This window comes from Streptomyces sp. CNQ085 (genome assembly GCF_022614595.1).
GTDB lineage: Bacteria > Actinomycetota > Actinomycetes > Streptomycetales > Streptomycetaceae > Streptomyces.
On the sequence record NZ_JAJFAU010000104.1, the window covers coordinates 1 to 17,648 of the forward strand.

Annotated in this window: 16 protein-coding genes, 1 other RNA gene and 1 pseudogene; 13 read left to right on the forward strand and 5 right to left on the reverse strand. The window is 72.4% G+C overall.

What is annotated here, in order from left to right; translation table 11 throughout:
- Positions 1–404: pseudogene (locus LJ221_RS17005) on the reverse strand (hypothetical protein); the annotation flags it as partial.
- A 171-nt stretch (positions 405–575) separates the two neighbouring features.
- On the opposite strand from LJ221_RS17005, the gene LJ221_RS17010 reads away from it, so the two are divergent.
- From LJ221_RS17010 to LJ221_RS17020, 3 genes are read left to right on the forward strand one after another with little or no spacing between them, the layout of a single operon-like run.
- The gene (locus tag LJ221_RS17010; protein WP_241717583.1) at positions 576–1,460 is read left to right on the forward strand and encodes a Nif3-like dinuclear metal center hexameric protein; all 885 of its coding nucleotides are present in this window, start codon (positions 576–578) and stop codon (positions 1,458–1,460) included.
- A complete protein-coding gene (locus LJ221_RS17015; protein ID WP_241717598.1) occupies positions 1,457–2,200 on the forward strand; it encodes a zinc ribbon domain-containing protein in 744 nt (247 codons plus the stop codon). The genes LJ221_RS17010 and LJ221_RS17015 overlap by 4 nt, the downstream gene beginning before the upstream one ends.
- Positions 2,200–3,621: a bifunctional RNase H/acid phosphatase gene (locus tag LJ221_RS17020; protein ID WP_241717584.1), complete on the forward strand. Its 1,422-nt coding sequence runs from the start codon at positions 2,200–2,202 to the stop codon at positions 3,619–3,621. Before LJ221_RS17015 ends, LJ221_RS17020 begins: the two co-directional genes overlap by 1 nt.
- On the opposite strand, the gene eda is transcribed toward LJ221_RS17020, so the two are convergent.
- Both eda and yaaA read right to left on the reverse strand, forming a co-directional pair.
- A complete protein-coding gene (gene eda, locus LJ221_RS17025) occupies positions 3,596–4,336 on the reverse strand; it encodes a bifunctional 4-hydroxy-2-oxoglutarate aldolase/2-dehydro-3-deoxy-phosphogluconate aldolase (protein ID WP_241717585.1) in 741 nt (246 codons plus the stop codon). The genes LJ221_RS17020 and eda overlap by 26 nt on opposite strands.
- A gap of 61 nt (positions 4,337–4,397) precedes the next feature.
- Entirely contained in the window at positions 4,398–5,195 is a 798-nt protein-coding gene (gene yaaA / locus LJ221_RS17030) for a peroxide stress protein YaaA (protein WP_241717586.1), read from the reverse strand.
- A 164-nt stretch (positions 5,196–5,359) separates the two neighbouring features.
- On the opposite strand from yaaA, the gene rnpB reads away from it, so the two are divergent.
- From rnpB to LJ221_RS17050, 4 genes are all read left to right on the forward strand, one after another.
- Positions 5,360–5,777, forward strand: an RNA gene (rnpB, locus tag LJ221_RS17035) — RNase P RNA component class A.
- A gap of 294 nt (positions 5,778–6,071) precedes the next feature.
- Positions 6,072–9,713: a DEAD/DEAH box helicase family protein gene (locus tag LJ221_RS17040; RefSeq protein WP_241717587.1), complete on the forward strand. Its 3,642-nt coding sequence runs from the start codon at positions 6,072–6,074 to the stop codon at positions 9,711–9,713.
- Positions 9,710–11,146 (forward strand): restriction endonuclease subunit S, encoded by a 1,437-nt coding sequence (locus LJ221_RS17045; protein WP_241717588.1) that lies wholly within the window; start codon positions 9,710–9,712, stop codon positions 11,144–11,146. Before LJ221_RS17040 ends, LJ221_RS17045 begins: the two co-directional genes overlap by 4 nt.
- A complete protein-coding gene (locus tag LJ221_RS17050; protein WP_241717589.1) occupies positions 11,143–12,735 on the forward strand; it encodes a class I SAM-dependent DNA methyltransferase in 1,593 nt (530 codons plus the stop codon). Before LJ221_RS17045 ends, LJ221_RS17050 begins: the two co-directional genes overlap by 4 nt.
- 7 nt (positions 12,736–12,742) lie before the next feature.
- Here the strand turns inward: LJ221_RS17050 and LJ221_RS17055 are convergent, their stop codons facing one another.
- Both LJ221_RS17055 and LJ221_RS17060 read right to left on the reverse strand, forming a co-directional pair.
- On the reverse strand, positions 12,743–13,276 hold the full coding sequence (locus LJ221_RS17055; RefSeq protein WP_241717590.1) for a GNAT family N-acetyltransferase: 534 nt from the start codon (positions 13,274–13,276) through the stop codon (positions 12,743–12,745).
- Positions 13,273–14,547: a helix-turn-helix transcriptional regulator gene (locus LJ221_RS17060; RefSeq protein ID WP_241717591.1), complete on the reverse strand. Its 1,275-nt coding sequence runs from the start codon at positions 14,545–14,547 to the stop codon at positions 13,273–13,275. Before LJ221_RS17060 ends, LJ221_RS17055 begins: the two co-directional genes overlap by 4 nt.
- Before the next feature lie 207 nt (positions 14,548–14,754).
- Here LJ221_RS17060 and LJ221_RS17065 point away from each other — a divergent pair, with 207 nt between their 5' ends.
- The 6 genes from LJ221_RS17065 to LJ221_RS17090 all read left to right on the forward strand — a co-directional run.
- Positions 14,755–14,994 carry a hypothetical protein gene (locus LJ221_RS17065; RefSeq protein WP_241717592.1) on the forward strand — a complete coding sequence of 80 codons (240 nt, stop codon included), beginning with the start codon at positions 14,755–14,757 and terminating at the stop codon, positions 14,992–14,994.
- On the forward strand, positions 14,991–15,257 hold the full coding sequence (locus tag LJ221_RS17070) for a hypothetical protein (RefSeq protein WP_241717593.1): 267 nt from the start codon (positions 14,991–14,993) through the stop codon (positions 15,255–15,257). The genes LJ221_RS17065 and LJ221_RS17070 overlap by 4 nt, the downstream gene beginning before the upstream one ends.
- Positions 15,254–15,454 (forward strand): hypothetical protein, encoded by a 201-nt coding sequence (locus tag LJ221_RS17075; protein WP_241717594.1) that lies wholly within the window; start codon positions 15,254–15,256, stop codon positions 15,452–15,454. The genes LJ221_RS17070 and LJ221_RS17075 overlap by 4 nt, the downstream gene beginning before the upstream one ends.
- Positions 15,455–15,624: 170 nt before the next feature.
- Entirely contained in the window at positions 15,625–16,215 is a 591-nt protein-coding gene (locus tag LJ221_RS17080) for a Uma2 family endonuclease (RefSeq protein ID WP_241717595.1), read from the forward strand.
- 121 nt (positions 16,216–16,336) lie between these two features.
- Positions 16,337–16,795, forward strand: coding sequence for a cupin domain-containing protein (locus tag LJ221_RS17085; RefSeq protein ID WP_241717596.1), 459 nt, complete (start codon positions 16,337–16,339; stop codon positions 16,793–16,795).
- 104 nt (positions 16,796–16,899) lie between these two features.
- Positions 16,900–17,648: HAD family hydrolase (locus LJ221_RS17090; protein WP_241717597.1), on the forward strand; the 749-nt coding region annotated here is incomplete at its 3' end.

Below are 17,648 nucleotides of genomic sequence, written 5' to 3' on the forward strand. Positions count from 1 at the left end.
CCGGGGGCGAGCGCGTGGACCGGCAGGCCGTGCGAGCCGTGCGGGGCGGGCGGCAGCAGCCGCAGCCGCCCGCAGCCCACCGAGCCCAGCGGTAGCTCGCCGGTGCCCGGGCCGGTGGGATAGAGCAGCGCGAGGTCGTACCGGCCGCCGGCCGCACGGCAGATCAGCACCCGCCCGTCGGGCAGCGGGAGCACCTGGGCGCTCGGTCCCTCCGGGCGCGGCCCCGGCAGTGGGACCGCGTACGGCTCCGGGCCGTCCAGCGTCCAGCGCTCCGGGATCAGGCCGCGCCCGTCCCCGGCCGGCGCGAGCCGGGCCGCGTAGGAGCCGTCCGCGGCGATCGTGAGGCCGGGGTGCGCCGCTTTCGCGCCATCGCTCCGGGCGGCCTCGACGGTACTGATGGTCATCAGCCCATCACCTCCGGTGAGGACGGTAGTTTTCGCGCTCCCCGTCGGACGGCCCGAGCGGGACGCCTTCACACGTACGGGGGACGGCGGGCCGTTACGCCGGAAGGGAGGCGCCCGGTGTGCTCCGCCCGGCCCCGCACACCGGGGCGCACGGCAGGTAACCTCTCACCCGTGCCTGCACTCTCCGATGTCATCGCCGCACTCGACGAACTGTGGCCCCCCGAGCGGGCCGAGCAGTGGGACGCGGTCGGAACGGTCTGCGGGGACCCCGACGCCGAGGTCGGCCGGGTGCTGGTCGCCGTCGACCCGGTGCGGGAGACCGCCGCCGAGGCGGTGGAGCTCGGCGCCGACCTGCTGCTGACCCACCACCCCCTCTATCTGCGCGGCACCACCACGGTCTTCGCCGGCGCCTTCAAGGGCCGGGTCGTGCACGACCTGATCCGGGCCGGCACCGCTCTCCACGTGGCGCACACCAACGCCGACCGCGCCGACCCCGGCGTCTCCGACGCCCTCGCCGGGGCCCTCGGCCTGCGGATCACCGGCCCGCTGGTGCCCGACCCCACCGACCCGGCCGGACGGCGCGGCCTGGGCCGGATCTGCGAACTGGACGCCCCCGAGCCGCTGGCCCGCTTCGCCGAACGGGTGGCCGCACGGCTGCCCGCCACCGCGCAGGGGGTGCGGGCCGCCGGGGACCCGGACCGTCCGGTCGGCACCGTCGCGGTCTGCGGCGGCTCCGGCGACAGCCTCTTCGACCAGGTGCGGGCCGCCGGCGTCGACGCCTACGTCACCGCCGACCTGCGCCACCACCCGGCCTCCGAGGCCGTACGGCACGGCGGCCCCCACGCGGGGCCGGCGCTGGTGGACGCCGCGCACTGGGCCACCGAGTGGCCCTGGTGCGAGCAGGCCGCCGCCCAGCTCGAAGCGGTGTCCGAGCGGCACGGCTGGGGGCTGCGCGTCCACGTCTCCCGCACGGTCACCGATCCCTGGACCGTCCACACGGCGTCCGCCCCCGCCCAGGGCGCCGCCCCCACCACCATCACAGGAGCCCCCAACTGAACGCCGAGCCCGCCGACCAGATCCGCCTCCTCGACGCCCAGGCCCTCGACGTCCGGCTCACCCAGCTCGCCCACCGGCGGAAGAACCTGCCGGAGCACGCCGAGATCGAGGGACTGACCGCCGACCTCTCCCAGGTGCGCGACCTGCTGGTCGCCGCCCGGACCGAGGAGAGCGACACCGCCCGCGAGCAGACCAAGGCCGAGCAGGACGTCGACCAGGTGCGCAAGCGCGCCGCCCGCGACCAGCAGCGTCTGGACTCCGGCGCGGTCACCTCGCCCAAGGACCTGGAGAACCTCCAGCGCGAGATCGCCTCCCTCTCCCGGCGCCAGAGCGACCTGGAGGACGTCGTACTGGAGATCATGGAGCGCCGCGAGTCCGCCCAGGAACGCGCGGCCGAGCTGGCGCAGCGGGCCGGCTCCGTCCAGGCCCGCATCGACGACGCGGCGGCACGGCGCGACGCGGCGCTGACGGAGATCGACGCCGAGACCGCCGCCGTCACCAAGGAGCGCCAGGTCGTGGCCGCCTCCGTCCCGGCCGATCTGCTCAAGCTCTACGACAGGCTGCGCGAGCAGCAGGGCGGCGTCGGCGCGGCCCGCCTCTACCAGCGGCGCTGCGAGGGCTGCCGCCTGGAGCTGAACATCACCGAGCTGAACGACATCCGCCAGGCCCCGGCCGACGCGGTGGTGCGCTGCGAGAACTGCCGCCGGATCCTGGTGCGCACCCCCGAGTCGGGACTGTGATGCCCGGTCCGCAGCAGGCCCCGGACTCCCCGGACTCTCCCGGCTCCCCGGACTCCCGCGGGACCTTCGTCGTCGAGGCCGACGGCGGGTCCCGCGGCAACCCGGGCCCGGCCGGCTACGGCGCGGTCGTCCGCGACGCCGCGAGCGGGCGGACGCTGTCGGAGACGGCCGGGTACATCGGCACCGCCACCAACAACGTCGCCGAGTACCGGGGCCTGATCGCCGGGCTGCGCGCGGCCCACGCGCTCGACCCGCGGGCCCTGGTGCGGGTGCGGATGGACTCCAGGCTGGTCGTCGAGCAGATGTCGGGCCGCTGGAAGATCAAGCATCCCGCCATGCGCCCGCTGGCGCTGGAGGCCGCCTCCGTCCTCCCGCCGGAGTCGGTCACCTACCAGTGGATCCCGCGCGAGGAGAACAGGCACGCCGACCGGCTGGCGAACGAGGCCATGGACGCCGGCCGCCGTGGCCAGGAGTGGCGTCCGGCCGACTCCACCGCCGAACTCGACGCCGGTGCCCCCGCCGACACCCTCCCCGGCCTCCCCGTGGCCGCCGGGGTCCCGGCGGCCACACCCGAGAGTTCGGCCGGGGCGCGGGCGGCGGCGCGGGCCGCCGTACGCCAGGCCGTACGCGAGACCCACCGCACGACCGCCGCCGCCGGGCGCGGCGCCGGGACGGACGACCCTACGGCCCTGACCGCGGCCGACGAGCCGCCGGTGGAGGAGGCGGAACCCGCGGTCGCCACCGAGCCCGCGGAGCGCGGGGAGCCGCGCACCCCGCAGGTGGGCTGGGGCGCGGACATGGGCACCCCCACCACCCTCGTCCTGCTGCGCCACGGCGAGACCCCGCTCACCCCCCTCAAACGGTTCTCCGGCAGCGGCGGCACCGACCCGGAGCTGTCGGCCACCGGGCTGCGCCAGGCCGAGGCGGCCGCCTCGGCCCTCGCGGCGCGCGGCACCGTCCAGCAGGTGATCAGCTCGCCGCTGGTGCGCTGCCGCCGGACCGCGCGGGCGGTAGCCGACCGGCTGGGGCTGGGGGTCGAGGTCGAGCACGACCTGCGCGAGGCCGACTTCGGCGCCTGGGAGGGGCTGACCTTCGCCGAGGTGCGCGAACGGTACCCCGACGACCTGGACGCCTGGCTGGCCTCGCCCGAGGCCGCGCCCACCGGCGGCGAGTCCTTCGCCTCCGTCATCCGCCGCGTCGAGGCCGCCCGCGACCGGATCCTGACCCGCCACGCCGGCCGCACGGTGCTGCTGGTCACCCATGTCACACCGGTCAAGGTGCTGGCGTGCGCGGCCCTGGGCGCACCGCCCGAGGCGCTGTTCCGCATGGAGCTGTCGGCGGCCTCGCTGTCGGCGGTGGCGTACTACGCGGACGGCAACGCCTCGCTGCGGCTGCTCAACGACACCGGTCACCTGCGCTGACGCCCCCGCCGCCCGTACCGCCGGCGCTCGCGGGGACGCCCGTACCCGCGCCCGCGCCCAGCCGGGCCGCCTCGCGGGCCAGACGCTCGATCCGGCCCCAGTCCCGCGCCCGCACCGCCTCCGGCGGCAGCATCCAACTGCCGCCCACACACGGCACGTTGGGCAGTGCCAGATAGTCCGCCGCCGAATCCGGACCGACGCCGCCGGTCGGGCAGAACCGGGCCCGGGACAGCGGCGAGGCCAGCGCCCGCAGATACACCGGTCCGCCCGCCGCCCGGGCCGGGAAGAACTTCATCTCCGTCACCCCGCGCTCCAGCAGCGCCATGACCTCCGAGGCGGTCGAGACCCCCGGCAGCAGCGGCACACCCGTCTCCCGCGCCGCCGCCAGCAGCCGGTCCGTCCAGCCGGGGCTGACCAGGAAGCGGGCGCCGGCCTCCCGGGCTCCCACCGCCTGCTCCGGGGTGAGCACCGTGCCCGCGCCGACCACGGCCCGCGGCACCTCCGCCGCGACCCGGCGCACCGCCTCCAGCGCGTCCGCCGTCCGCAGCGTGATCTCCACCCCGCGCAGCCCCCCGGCCACCAGTGCCCGCGCCAGGGGCACGGCCTCGGCCGGGGCGGCCCCGCCGTCGAGGACGACCACCGGCAGTACGGGGCTCAGGGCGAGCACGGAGGACAGGGGCGCGGGCGGCGTGGGCGGTGCGGGCACGTCTGTCATGGCGGCCATCCTGCCCACCCCGCTCACGCGCCGCAACGCCCGTTGCGCACCGTGCAATGAATCAGAGTTCGGTGACCACCACGTCCAGCCGCCACGGCGTCCCGCCCTTCGCCGGAGGCTCCGCCTCCACCGCGTACCCCAGGCCGCGCAGCGCCGCGGCCAGCTCCGCCGGGCCGCCCGGCTCGACGCCCTCGCGCAGCAGCGCGCGCACCATCCGCCCCTTGGTGGCCTTGTTGAAGTGGCTGACCACCGACCGCTTCTCCACACCGCCGACGATCCTGGACTGAAGCACCCGCACCGTCGCCGTCCGTTCGGCGAGAGCGCCCTTCGGCTTCCACATCGACCCGTACGCCGCCGACCGCAGGTCCAGCACCGGCCCCTCCCCCGCCGCCTTCGGCAGCACCGACTCCAGCGGCTCCCGCCAGTACCGGCCCAGCGGCCCCAGCGCCGGCAGCCGCACCCCGCCCGGGCAGCGGTAGGGCGCGACCGGGTCACCGATCCGCACCGCGCCCCACAGCCCCGAGAACACCAGCAGCCACCGCCCGGCCCGCTCCCGCGCCGCCGCGTCCAGCGTGGCCAGGTCCAGCGCGTCGTAGAGCACGCCGGTGTAGACCTCGCCGGCGGGGCGCGTCGGGGCCGTCCGCAGCCCCGCGTTCCTCGCCACCTCGCCGCGCAGGCCCTCGCTCAGCCCCAGCACCTCGCGCGCCTTGTCCTCGTCGGCCGAGCACAGCTCCACCAGCTCCGTCAGCACCGTCTCCCGCGCGCCCGTCAGCCCCGGCAGCGACAGCGCCTCCAGATCGAGCGCGGGACCGCACGCCCCGGCGGCCTTCCCCTCGGACGGCGGCAGCAGTACGAGCACGGCGGTTCTCCTCACAGGTGGTGCGCGCGTCGCGGGAAACCAGCGCGCTCAGCAGCGTACGTCCCCATTCCCGGCCGGCCCCGGCCCGCTCCCGCCGCGCGGCCACCGCCGCCCGCGGGTCCGCGCCGCCCGCGGCGGCGGGATAGCATGGGCGGCACGGCAGACGAGTCGTGCGGGCGGTCGCGGCGCGGACCCTTACGGGGTGAGCGTCGAGGAACGTCCGGGCTCCACAGGGCAGGGTGGTGGGTAACGCCCACCCGGGGTGACCCGCGGGAAAGTGCCACAGAAAACAGACCGCCGGGGGCCTCACCGCCCCCGGTAAGGGTGAAACGGTGGTGTAAGAGACCACCAGCGCCCAGGGTGACCTGGGCGGCTCGGTAAACCCCACCCGGAGCAAGGTCAAGAGGGGACGTCGCCCCACTGGGGCGGCGGCCCTGCGCGGATGTCCGAGGGCGGCCCGCCCGAGTCCGCGGGTAGACCGCACGAGGCCGGTGGCGACACCGGTCCCAGATGGATGGCCGCCTCCCGGCGGGCCGCGAGGCCCACCGGAGACAGAACCCGGCGTACAGCACGGCTCGTCTGCCGCCACCCGGTCCGGCCCGCCGCAGCCCCCGCCTCCCGCGCCCCAGCGGCCGGGGAGCCCCGGCCGCCCGTGCATGACTGTCCGACGCGGCCGAGGAACCTCAGCACGTCCGGTCCCAGGAGGGCAGGCCGCCGTCCGCGAACAGGTACCGGCCGCCGGAGCGGAGGAGGACCTGGGCGGGACCGCCCTCCGCCCGTACGAGGCGGTGGCTGTGCCGGGGCGGGCGCCGGTGGTTAGGCTGAGCGCCTGTCACATCTGACGTGCACCACTCGGGTCCGGGGGGACGGGGCGGAATGGACGACCAGCTTCGACGGCTGCACGAGTTGGCGAAGGCATCGCCCAACTTCGGGATGCTGTACACGCACCAGCCGCTGCTGGCGCTCTACGGCTCCCAGGCCGAACTGAACGTTTTCACCAACCCGAACGCCGCGTCGGTCAGCGCCCGGCAGTTCGGCGAGGTGCTGGCCGAGGAACTGGTACGGCGGACCGGCATCAGGGTGGAGGGCACGCGGCAGGTCGACCGCCTGCGGGCACTGGCCAACCTGGGCGCCCTGACGCCCCCGGTGCGCGGAGCCTTCGACGAACTGCGGCTGAGCGGGAACCAGGCCGTGCACGATCACCTCTTCGACACCTCGGCCGCGCTGTCCTCGGTCCGGCTCTGCTGGGAGCTGGGCGTCTTCTTCGACCGGGCGCTCACGGGCTCGCGCACGGTACGGGCCTTCGTGCCGCCGGCGATGCCGGAGAAGGTGGAGGACCCGGCCGAGGCGGCCGAACTGCGCGGGACGCTGGACCGGCACCGGGACACGCTCGCCCAGTCCCGGATCCGGCTGAGCGAGACCGAGAACCGACTGGAGGCCGAGCGGCGGGCCCGCGCGGAAGCCGAGGCGCTCATGGCCAGCGCCCGGCAGTCCCGGAACGCGCTGGCCTCGCGCCTGGAGCAGCTCCAGGCGCAGATCGAGGAACTGCGCAAGGCGCAGCAGGCCGAGTACGAGCGGGAGCGCAGGCAGCCCCGCCGGATCGCCGCCTCGGCCCGGGAGGCGATCGTCGAGCGGGCCAAGCGCCCGGCCCCGCTCAACGAGGTCCAGGCCCGGGTGCGCGTCGACGCGCTCCTGAAGGCGGCCGGCTGGCTCGTCCAGGACCGCGCCGACCTCAACCCCCTGGCCGGCCGCGGAGTGGCCGTGCGGGAGTTCACCCTGGCAACCGGCCGCGCCGACTACGTCCTCTACGTCGACCAGCGCATCGTCGGCGTCATCGAGGCCAAGCGCGAGGGCTCCCACCTCAGCGGCGCGCTGTCGCAGAACGAGCGGTACGCCCGGGGCGTCCACCGGGACTACGCGCTGAGCGTGTGGCGCCGCGACGAGCCCTTCGCCTTCCGCTACGCCACCACCGGCACGGAGACGTACTTCGTCAACCGGCTCGACCCGGAGGCGCGTTCGCGGGAGGTGTTCGCCTTCCACCGCCCCGAGACGATCGCGAAGTGGATGCGCCGCGCGGACGAGGCCGGTGACGGGGGCGCCACCTTCCGGGCCGCGCTGAAGGAGCGGATGCCGGTCCTGGAGCCCCACGGGCTGCGCCGGGCGCAGTTCGACGCGATCCGGAACCTGGAGGCGTCGCTCGCACAGGACCGCCCGCGGGCGCTGATCCAGATGGCCACCGGCGCGGGCAAGACCTACACCGCCGTCACCGCCACCCACCGCCTGCTCAGACACGCCGGGGCCAGGCGGGTGCTGTTCCTGGTGGACCGCAACAACCTGGGACGGCAGGCGCTGGGCGAGTTCCGCCGCTACCGGACGCCGGACGAGAACCGCGCCTTCACCGACGTCTACAACGTCGACCGCCTCGGCGCCGCCGGGATCCAGCAGACCTCGGCGGTGGTGGTGTGCACCATCCAGAAGATGTACTCCCTGCTCAAGGGCGAGCCGCTGACCGACGACGACGCGGCCGAGGACGAGAGGGAGGCCGTCGAGGGCGAGCGGAGCGGGAAGGCCGGGAAAGCCGGGAAGGCCGGGAAAGCCGGGGCGGAGGCGGAAGCCCCCGACGACGCGTACTCTCTGAGCGCCCCCGTGGCGGTGGAGTACCAGCCCAGCGTGCCGATCGAGTCCTTCGACGTGATCGTCGTGGACGAGTGCCACCGCTCCATCTACGGCCTGTGGCGCGCGGTCCTGGAGTACTTCGACGCCCACCTGGTGGGCCTGACCGCGACACCGACGCCGCAGACCAAGGGGTTCTTCGACAACAACCTCGTCTCCGAGTACACCTTCGAGCAGGCCGTCGCCGACGGTGTGAACGTCGACTTCGACATCGTCCGTGTCAGCACCGACCTGCGCGAGGAGGGCGGCGCCACGATCGAGGCCGGCACCACCGTCCGCGTCCGCGACCGCAGGACCCGCGCACAGCGCTACGAGGAACTCGAGAACGACTTCGAGTACACCACCCGGGAACTGGGCCGCTCGGTGATCACGGAGGACGAGATCCGCCAGGTCCTCACCCTCTACCGGAACACCTGGCCGCGCTGGTTCCCCGGCCGCGCCGAGGTCCCCAAGACGCTGGTCTTCGCGGTGGGGGAGGACCACGCCGAGGAGGTGCTGAAGCAGGTCAAGGAGGTCTTCGGGCGGGGGGACGACTTCGCCAAGAAGATCACCTACAGGTCGCGGCAGAACGGCGACAACCCCGACGACCTCATCAACGACCTCCGCAACTCCCCGCGCCTGCGCGTCGCCGTTACCGTGGACATGATCGCCACCGGTACCGACGTGAAGGCCCTGGAGTGCGTGATCTTCCTGCGGTCGGTGCGGAGCCCGGTGCTGTTCGAGCAGATGAAGGGCCGAGGCGCCCGTTCCATCGACCCCGACGAGCTGCGTGCCGTCACCCCGGAGGCGGCCGCCGACCTGGTCAAGGACCGTTTCGTCCTGGTCGACGCGGTCGGGGTCACCGACTCCCCGCTCGTGGACGCCCGCCCGCTGATGCCGGCCGGCGACCGGCAGGTCTCGCTGGGCAAGCTCCTCGACAAGACCGCCGCGCTCTCCCTGAGCACCGACGAGGCCGAGACCCTGGCCCGGCGCCTGGCCCGTGTCGACCGGCAGCTCACCGACGGCGAACGCGCGCGCGTCGCGGAGGTCGGCAAGGGCACCACCCTCACCGCGCTGACCCGCTCCCTGACCGACGCCGTCGACGTCGACCGGCAGGACGCGGCCCTGAGGGAGGGCGGCGAGCGGGCCGCGCGGAAGCTCGTCACCGACGCGATCGCCCCGCTCACCGGCAACCCCGAGCTGCGGAAGCTGATCGTCGAGATCCGCCACCGGCAGGACCTCACCTATGACGAGACCACCGCCGTCACCGTCACCGGCACCGTCGAGGTGGACCGCGCCGAACGCGCCCGCCAGGAACTGGCCGAGTGGGAACGGGTCGTCACCAGGGCGGAGAGGGACCGCAACGCCGCCGTCCAGATCGCCCTCGGCTCCGGCAGCGGACCCCGCTCGGTGGCCGAGAAGCGGGCGGCGCTCCAGGAGCTGGCGGGCACGATCCAGGCCGGGAAGCGGGCGTGGACGCCGACCATACTGTGGCAGCACTACGAGGAACTCGGCCGCGCCGCCGCCTACCCCGGCCGGGAGGCCGGACCGGGCGACCTCATCGCGCTGATCCGCTACGAGCTGGGCGCCGATGACCAGTTACGGCCCTACCGTACTGTTGTCGAGGAGCGCTTCCAGGGCTGGCTGCTGCGGCAGCGGCAGACGGGCGTGGAGTTCACCGACGACCAGCTGTGGTGGCTGGAACGGATTCGCGACGCGATCGCGAGCGACGTGGGCATCGAGTCCAAGGAGCTCGACATCGAACCGTTCAGCGCCCACGGCGGCCGCATCGGCTTCACCCACGCCTTCGGCGGCAGGACCCGGGCGCAGGAACTGTTGGGCGAACTGAACCAGGAACTGGCTTGAACGACACGGAACTTCCGGCCGGGTGGGTATGGGCATGTCTTGAAGACCTGCTGGCAGTTGAGCCCCGCCCAATCACCGATGGCCCCTTCGGGTCCAACCTCAAGTCAGCGCACTACACAGATAGTGGCGCCCGTGTTTTCCGGCTCCAGAACGTTGGAGACGGATTCTTTCGTGATGAACGTGCGCACATTAGCCTGGACCACTTTGAAACGTTGCGAGCGCATGAAGCCGTGGCCGGAGACTTCTTGCTGGCGTCGCTTGGTGAGGTTCTGCCGCGAGTAGCCATAGTTCCTGAAATTGATGAACCTGCCATTGTCAAAGCGGATGTTATCCGCGCTCGCATGCACCCGAAAATCCAAAACAAGTGGGTTCTGTATGCCCTTCTCTCCCCTCAGGTGAGGGCCTACGCACAAGGGCGCGTCAGAGGCGTGGGAAGGTCACGTCTCGGGCTCGGTGAAATTCGCCGTTTGCCAATTCCTGTGCCGCCACTCGCGGAGCAGCAGCGGATCGCCGATGCGCTTGAAGTGCATATTTCCCGCCTGGATGCGGCTGTAGCCGGGGTGGCGCGAAGCGTCAGGCGTTCCTTTAACCTCTGGGATTCTGTCATGACGGCAGTGGCAAAGGGGGACCTTGAAGGGTGTGTGACAAGTTGCGAAACGGTCCGAGTTGACGCGGTCGCCGAAGTGAGTGGAGGAATTCAGAAGCAGCGCAAGAGGGCGCCGCTTCAGAATCATTACCCTTTTCTTAGGGTTGCCAATGTCGGGCGCGGTGAACTGTGGCTCGATGAGATCCATCGGGTTGAACTATTCGATGGCGAGTTTGAGCGTCATCGCCTGAAGAGCGGTGACCTTCTCGTCGTTGAAGGGAACGGTAGTTCGGACCAGATTGGGCGTGCAGCGGTCTGGCGTGAAGAGATTCGAGACGCTGTCCATCAGAATCATCTGATTCGAGTTCGCCCTGGGCCACTTTTGAACTCCAGATATTTGGAGCTGGTTTGGAACTCCCCTCTCGTTATTGAGCAGTTGAGGGAGGTGGCGCGTTCCACGAGCGGCCTGTACACGCTGAGTACTTCAAAGGTGAAGTCCGTTGAAATTCCGTTGCCGCCCTTGGATCGTCAGGAGTCTTTGGCTGAGGCCGCTGACCGCTGGGAAAAGTACACTGTTTCGGCAAGGAATTCGCTAGCGCTGGCAAGTTCCCGGAGCGCTTCCCTTCGTAAGGCCCTGCTGCGCAAAGCCTTCACCGGCCAACTGGTCCCCCAGGACCCCGACGACGAGCCGGCCTCCGTGCTGCTCGAACGGATTCGCGCCGAGCGGGCGGCTCAGCCCAAGCCGAAGCGCACGCGCAGGGCCGCGCCGCGCAAGACCTCCACCGCCCCGGCTCCGGAGCCGACCTCCGCGCCCCGCACCTCCACCCAGCAGGAGCTCCCGCTGTGACCACCGTCGCCGACACCCCCGCCACCGAGCCGAGTCCCGAGGTCCGGGCGCAGGCGTCCGCGCAGACCAACGCGCTGGTCGCGAAGCTGTGGAACTACTGCAACGTTCTCCGCGACAACGGCCTGTCCACCATCGACTACGTCGAACAGCTCTCCTACCTGCTGTTCCTCAAGATGGTCGACGAGTTGGCCGAGAACGCGTGGGACGACGACGAGATCACACAGATCGTCCCGCCCGAGTACAGCTGGAAGTCCCTGGTCACCAAGCGCGGTGTCGAGCTTGAGCGGCACTACCGCGACATTCTCGACAACCTCGGCCGCCGTCCCGGCACGACGATCGGGACGATCTTCGCCGAGGCGCAGAACCGCATCACCAAGCCCGCCCTGCTGGAGAAGCTGGTCATCGAGCTGATCGGCAAGGAGCAGTGGACCGTCAAGGGCACGGACCTCAAGGGCGACGCCTACGAGGGACTGCTCAGCAAGGGCGCATCCGACACCAAGACCGGCGCCGGCCAGTACTTCACCCCCCGCGCGCTGATCGACGCGATCGTCGACGTCATGCAGCCCACGCCGGACGACACCATCGCCGACCCGGCCTGCGGCACCGGCGGCTTCCTGATCGCCGCGCACACCTACCTGCGCAAGCACCACATGCGGGACCTCGAGACAGCCAAGCGCGCCGAGTTGCAGCAGGGCAAGCACATCCACGGCAACGAGCTGGTCACCGGCACCGCCCGTCTCGCGGCGATGAACATGCTGCTGCACGGCATCGGCACCAGCGATGGCCGCAGCCTGGTCAGTGTCGGCGACGCCCTCGCGAAGAAGCCCAGCGGCCGTCACGCGACGCTGGTCCTCGCGAACCCTCCCTTCGGGCGGAAGTCCGCGATCACCGTGATCGGGCAGGACGGCACGGTGGAGAAGGAGGACGTCGAGTACGACCGCGACGACTTCACCGCCACCACGACCAACAAGCAGCTCAACTTCCTCCAGCACATCATGTCGCTGACGGCCGTCGGTGGACGCGCCGCCGTCGTCCTGCCGGACAACGTGCTGTTCGAGGGCGGGGCCGGTGAGAAGATCCGCCGCCGGCTGCTCGACGAGTTCGACCTGCACACGATCCTGCGCCTGCCCACGGGCATCTGGTACGCACCGGGCGTCAAGGCGAACGTCCTGTTCTTCGAGAAGAAGTCCCCGCGCGCGGACGGGAAGCCCCATACCGCCCGCACCTGGATCTACGACTTCCGCACCGGCCGGCACTTCACGCTGAAGAAGCGCCCGATGACCCGGGCCCACCTGGACGAGTTCGTCACCGCTTACCGTCCCGGCGAGCCGCGCGAGAGCCGGGTTCCCTCGGAGTCGCCGGAAGGGCCCTGGCGGGTCTTCGAGTACGACGACCTGATCAAACGGGACAAGGTCAACCTCGACATCACGTGGATGAAGGACCCCGCACTCGAGGACGCGGACAGCGACCTCGCCCCCGAGGAGATCGCGCAGGAGATCGTCCAGGATCTCCAGGCCGCCCTCAACGAGTTCAAGGCCATCGCCGAGGCGCTCGGGGGAGAGGTCGTGGACGAGGGAGAGGCGGAGTAGGGAACGGTCAGTCAGGCAGCGGCAGTTCGGCGAGCATCACCGCGAAGAGCGGCGAGTCGGCGAAGGGCTGCTGCTCGCCGACCTTCCGGTAACCCCACGACTCGTACAGGGCCTGCACCTTGGGGCGCCTGACGTCCACGGAGAGGACGGCCAGGTCCTCCTCGCGCTTCGCCAGCAGCCCGTGGTGCAGGAGCCGGGAGGCGCCGGTCTTGCGCCAGCGCGGGCGCACCATCAGCTCCGAGAGGGCGAACGTGCGGGACGCCTCGGGAGCCGGGTCCAGGAACTCCCGCCACCACTCGCGGCCTGGGGTGGAGGGAGCGCCGTACGCGTAGCCCACCGGCTCCTCGTCGTCGTAGCCGATCAGGCAGGAGAAACCGGGATTGCCGCCCCAGTGGTCCACGAACCAGGAGAAGCGCTGGACGAACGGGTCGTCCAGGCGGTCCGCGTAGGCGTCGGCATGTACGTCCAGAAGGGTCTGCCGGATGTCGGGCAGGTCCTCGTGGGCGTAGTGACGCAGGTCCAGACCGGCGGTGATCGTCATGCCAGGGTCCATTCGTTGCGGTGACGGTCGCCCCACTCCCGCGCGGCGGCGGAGTCGGGGGCGATGGTGATCAGGTCGCGGTGGAAGTCGCCGAGAAGGGAACGCATCCTGCCGGGGAGGGGATCGTCTTCCATCAGGTCGAAGACGGTCTCGGCTGTAGCGCATGCCTGCTCGACATCGTGCTGGTGGAGTTGTGCCAGGGCGAGCCAGACCGTAGCCAGGGCCCGGTTGCGGCGGAATCGGGCTGGGGTGGCGGCCAGGTCCCTGTGGGCGGCGGCCTCGGCTTTGGCCGGATCACCGAGTTGGTGGTGGACGATCGAGGTGAGCCCGTGCAGCTCCCCGGGACCGTAGAAGACGGTCCAGCTCGGCCGAGGTGCCCCCGGATCGGCCTTGGAGAGGGCCTCTTCGGCATAGCCGAGGGACCGCAGAGCGGCCTGGCGGTCACCGAGGTAGGCATGGCCGGTCGCGGTGCGGGCATGGGCGAGCGAGGCGAGGAACGGGTCACGGCGAGCGGCAGTGGTGGTCTGGGCTGCCTGCGCGGCGTCCACGGCCTGTGTGTAATTCCTGCTCTCACGGGCCAGCATCGCGTACGAGTTCCACACTCTCAGTTCCGCGGTGTGGTTCTTGGACATCCGTGACAGGTACAGCGCGCGGTCCAGATACCGCTGAGCGTGCTCGGGGTGGCGGGCGTCGATCGCGGACCAGGCGGCAGCCGCCGTGTAGTCGGCCGCCACGCCGAACAGGCGTTGCCGGATGCGCTGGGATGCTGCCCGCTCCTGCAACCTCAGCGCCTGGCCGGCACTGGACAGTGCCGTGCGTTCCAGGCCGTCGTGCCCGCCCCGGGACTGGTCCAGAGTGGTCAGGGCCTCCAGGCCCTCGCGCAGCCGGATCACGTCGGAGGTGCCGACGGAGGACGGCCGGGAGGCGGCGACCAGGGGGACGGCTGCGGCGGTCGTCCCGGTGGTGGCGGTGAGGAAGTGACGGCGTCGCACGGGATCCTCCTGCGGTGGTGGGAGCGCGGTGTCCTGCCTGCCCGCCGGAGGTGTGAAGCCCAACTCCTCGACGGCGCGACCGAACACCGCTTCCAAAGCCTGCCTCTGCCGAGCATGCGGCCAAACCGTCTTTCCGGCCAGCCAGTTGCGCACCGTCCGGTCGCTGACGGTGCCCTCGTGCCCGTCGGCGCGCAGCCGGAGGTTGACGGCCTCGGCCAACTCCTCCTGGGTGAGGCCCGCTTCGAGCATGCGACTTCTGAGGTCCTGGTTCCTCTGCACTGACTCAGAGTAGCCATTCGGAGGCACTGAGTAGAAGTCGAAGGGGGAAATTTCCGGTTGAGGACGGTCCGTGGGGCTCCGGCATTTCCTTACCCCCCGCGGCACGCGGCCGTTGACTGGGCGAAGACAGGAGCCGTGGGCCCGCCCGGGGGAGCGGGAGACGGCGGCCGGATCCCGGTAGTTCGGAACGAGGCGATGACGACGACGATGACCACGACCACAGGCGGCCCCGCGTCCACCGGAGCGTTCCCCTCCTGGCCCGCGGTCGGCATACGGGTCCTGGACACCGGTACGGGCCGTGTCGGAGTGGTGCTGCTCCTGCGGGACGCCTCGGGGAAGGTCTACACCGAGGGTGCGGGCCGCCCGGCGCGTGCTCTGCTGCGGTGCGAGGGCAGGCGCGAGCCGCGCTGGTGGGCCGAGGTCGGCGGCCTGAGGAGCGTGCGGTGAGGGCGGCCGGGCGGGAGACGGGGCGGGAAACCGGGCTGGGGCACCGGGACCACCCGCTGCTGGGGCGGACCGTGCTGGACACCGCCACCGGGCGGACCGGGGTCCTGCGGGCGGTCTGCCCCGAGCCGGACGGCGGCACCGCCGTGTGCGCGGTCCCGGTGTTCCGGCCGGGGAGCGGTCCGCCGGTGGCGTGGCTGGCCCCGGTCGGGGGCGGCGTGGAGTGGACCACCGAGCCGGACGCGATCCGGGAGGTGACCGGGTGAGCGCCCGCCGTCCCCTCCGGCTGCCGGAGCCGGACGGACTCGTGGCAGGCGTCGTACTCGCCGCCGCGAACGTACTCGGCGTCGGTGCGGCGGCCTGCGCGACGGGCGCCGTCCCGGCCGTTCCGGTCGCACCGACCGTTCCCGACGTGCTGTCCGCCACCGCCCTGGACGAGGCCCGGTCCGGGGCCGGGCGGTGACCGCGTCCGGTGGGAGAGGAGCGGAAGACACGGTCGCACCGGCCCGTCCGCCGCCCCGGTCACCCTCTCGGGCGGTTGCCGGACTTCCCGGTTCCTCCCGCGCGGGGGCGCCGTCACCGTGCGCACGGGGCGGGCGCCGCCGCTACCGTGGAGGCGAAGGGAGAACCGTGATGACCATGGCCATCGATCGGTCCGCACAGACGAACGGCTCCGCGCAGATGAGCGTCGAGGAGTTCGAGCAGCTCGAAGCCGCCGCCCCGCAGACGGTGAAGCTGGAATTCGTACGTGGAGAGCTGAGGGTCAAGCCGGTGCCGGACGGGGATCATGGAGAGATCATCAGGTGGCTTCTCAAGCGGTGCATGGTGCAGCGACCCGAGCTGTACCTGTACCCCGAGCAGGGGCTCGTCGTGGAGGAGTACGGCAGTGGCCGGGCCCGGCCGGACGGGGTGCTGGCCCCGGAGATGTACTTCGCCGGGCGTGGCGAGTGGTCGGACCCCGCCGGTGTGCTGATGGCCGTGGAGGTCACATCCACCCGTCCCGGCAGGGACCGCACCGAGAAGCCCGACGGGTACGCGGCGGCCGGCATCCCGGTGTACCTGCTGGTGGACCGCGAGCGTCATGAGCTGGTCGTGCACTCCAACCCGGAGAAGGGTCGCTACCGGGACGTCCACACCACGGCCGGCCTCGGCGAGGAGCTGCGGCTGCCCGACCCGGTGGGGGTCGTGCTGGAGACCGGCGAGCTCAAGGGGCTGATGGCCTGACGGCCCGGTCACGTATCCGGGTACGTGCCCGCGCCGCCGTCGTGCGCGCGCCGGAACGGCGGTCCCCGCCCCGGCGCCGGTCACCGCCGATAATGCCGGTACGCGACGGAAGGAGTACCCCATGAGCTCCGAGGCGTTCAGGGACCACGGGCCGCGCCCCCACGCGCTGGACATCGAGCAGGCGACCCTGACCAACGACCGCTTCCGCACCACCTTGTGGACCGGCACGAACCTCCAGCTGACGGTGATGAGCATCGAGCCGGGCGGCGAGACCGGCCCGGAGACGCACATCGACCGCGACCGGTTCCTGCGGGTGGAGGCCGGGCGGGGCCGGGTGCTGATGGGGCCGGAGAGGGACCGGACGTCCTTCGACCGGGAGGTCGTCGACGACTGGGTGGTCCTCGTCCCGGCCGGGACCTGGCACAACGTGGTCAACACCGGCGAGGAGCCGCTGAGGCTGTACTCCCTCCACGCCCCGCCCGAGCACCCGCACGGCGCCGTGCACCGCACGAGGGCCGACGCGGACGCGGCCGGGGAGGCGGAGCGGGCCGAGGGGCCCGGCGAATACGCCGGAGAGTGACCGAACGCGACCCTTGGCCGCTGTGGCGGCGCGTGCCATGCTCGCGGCACAGCGAGGCCGGGTGGCCGCCGGGGCACCTGGACAGGCGAGCGGGAAGGGGCGGCGTGGTGGCGGTACGCGGGGTGCTGTTCGACATCGACGACACACTGTTCGACTACTCGGGGGCGGACGAGGCGGGGCTGCTGGCCCACCTCGCGGCCGAGGACCTGCTGGACCGCTTCCCCGAGCCCGCCGCGGCCGTCCGGCTCTGGCGGGAGGTCACCCGGGCCGAGTACGCCCGCTACACCGCCGGTGAGATCACCTTCGCCGAGCACCGGCGCGCCCGGGTGCGCCGCTTCCTGGCCAGCCTGGGGCGGCCGGGGGCGGAGGAGATGCCCGACCAGGAGGCCGGCGCCTGGTTCGCCGGCTACACGGCCCGCCGGGACGCCGCGCGCAGGGCCATGGACGGCGCCCCGGCCGTCCTGACCGAGTTCGCGCCCCGCTACCGCCTGGGCGCGGTCTCCAACTCCTCGCTGCCGCACCAGCGCGAGAAGCTGGAGGCCATCGGCCTGCTGGGGTATTTCGGGCAGGCGCTGGTCTGCTCGGTGGAGCACGGCGAGGCCAAGCCCGCGCCGGGCATCTTCCTGGCCGGCTGCGCCCTGCTGGGCCTGGAGCCGCACGAGGTGGCCTACGTCGGCAACGACCACGAGGTCGACGCGGTGGGGGCGCGCGACGCGGGCCTGCACGCGTACTGGCTGGACCGCGGGGACACCGGCTGGGGCGGCGGCCGGGCCGGGACGCCCGCCGAGGGCGTGCGCGTCATCCGTGCCCTGGCCGAGCTGCCCGCCGCCCTCGCCGGGCCCGTCACCCCGGC

Bases quoted from the DNA above. Each gene is read 5' to 3' on its own strand.
- LJ221_RS17020 (WP_241717584.1), top strand. From the start codon at position 2,200: ATGCCCGGTCCGCAGCAGGCCCCGGACTCCCCGGACTCTCCCGGCTCC.
- eda (WP_241717585.1), bottom strand. From the start codon at position 4,336: ATGACAGACGTGCCCGCACCGCCCACGCCGCCCGCGCCCCTGTCCTCC.
- LJ221_RS17040 (WP_241717587.1), top strand. From the start codon at position 6,072: ATGGACGACCAGCTTCGACGGCTGCACGAGTTGGCGAAGGCATCGCCC.
- LJ221_RS17055 (WP_241717590.1), bottom strand. From the start codon at position 13,276: ATGACGATCACCGCCGGTCTGGACCTGCGTCACTACGCCCACGAGGAC.
- LJ221_RS17065 (WP_241717592.1), top strand. From the start codon at position 14,755: ATGACCACGACCACAGGCGGCCCCGCGTCCACCGGAGCGTTCCCCTCC.
- LJ221_RS17080 (WP_241717595.1), top strand. From the start codon at position 15,625: ATGACCATGGCCATCGATCGGTCCGCACAGACGAACGGCTCCGCGCAG.
- LJ221_RS17085 (WP_241717596.1), top strand. From the start codon at position 16,337: ATGAGCTCCGAGGCGTTCAGGGACCACGGGCCGCGCCCCCACGCGCTG.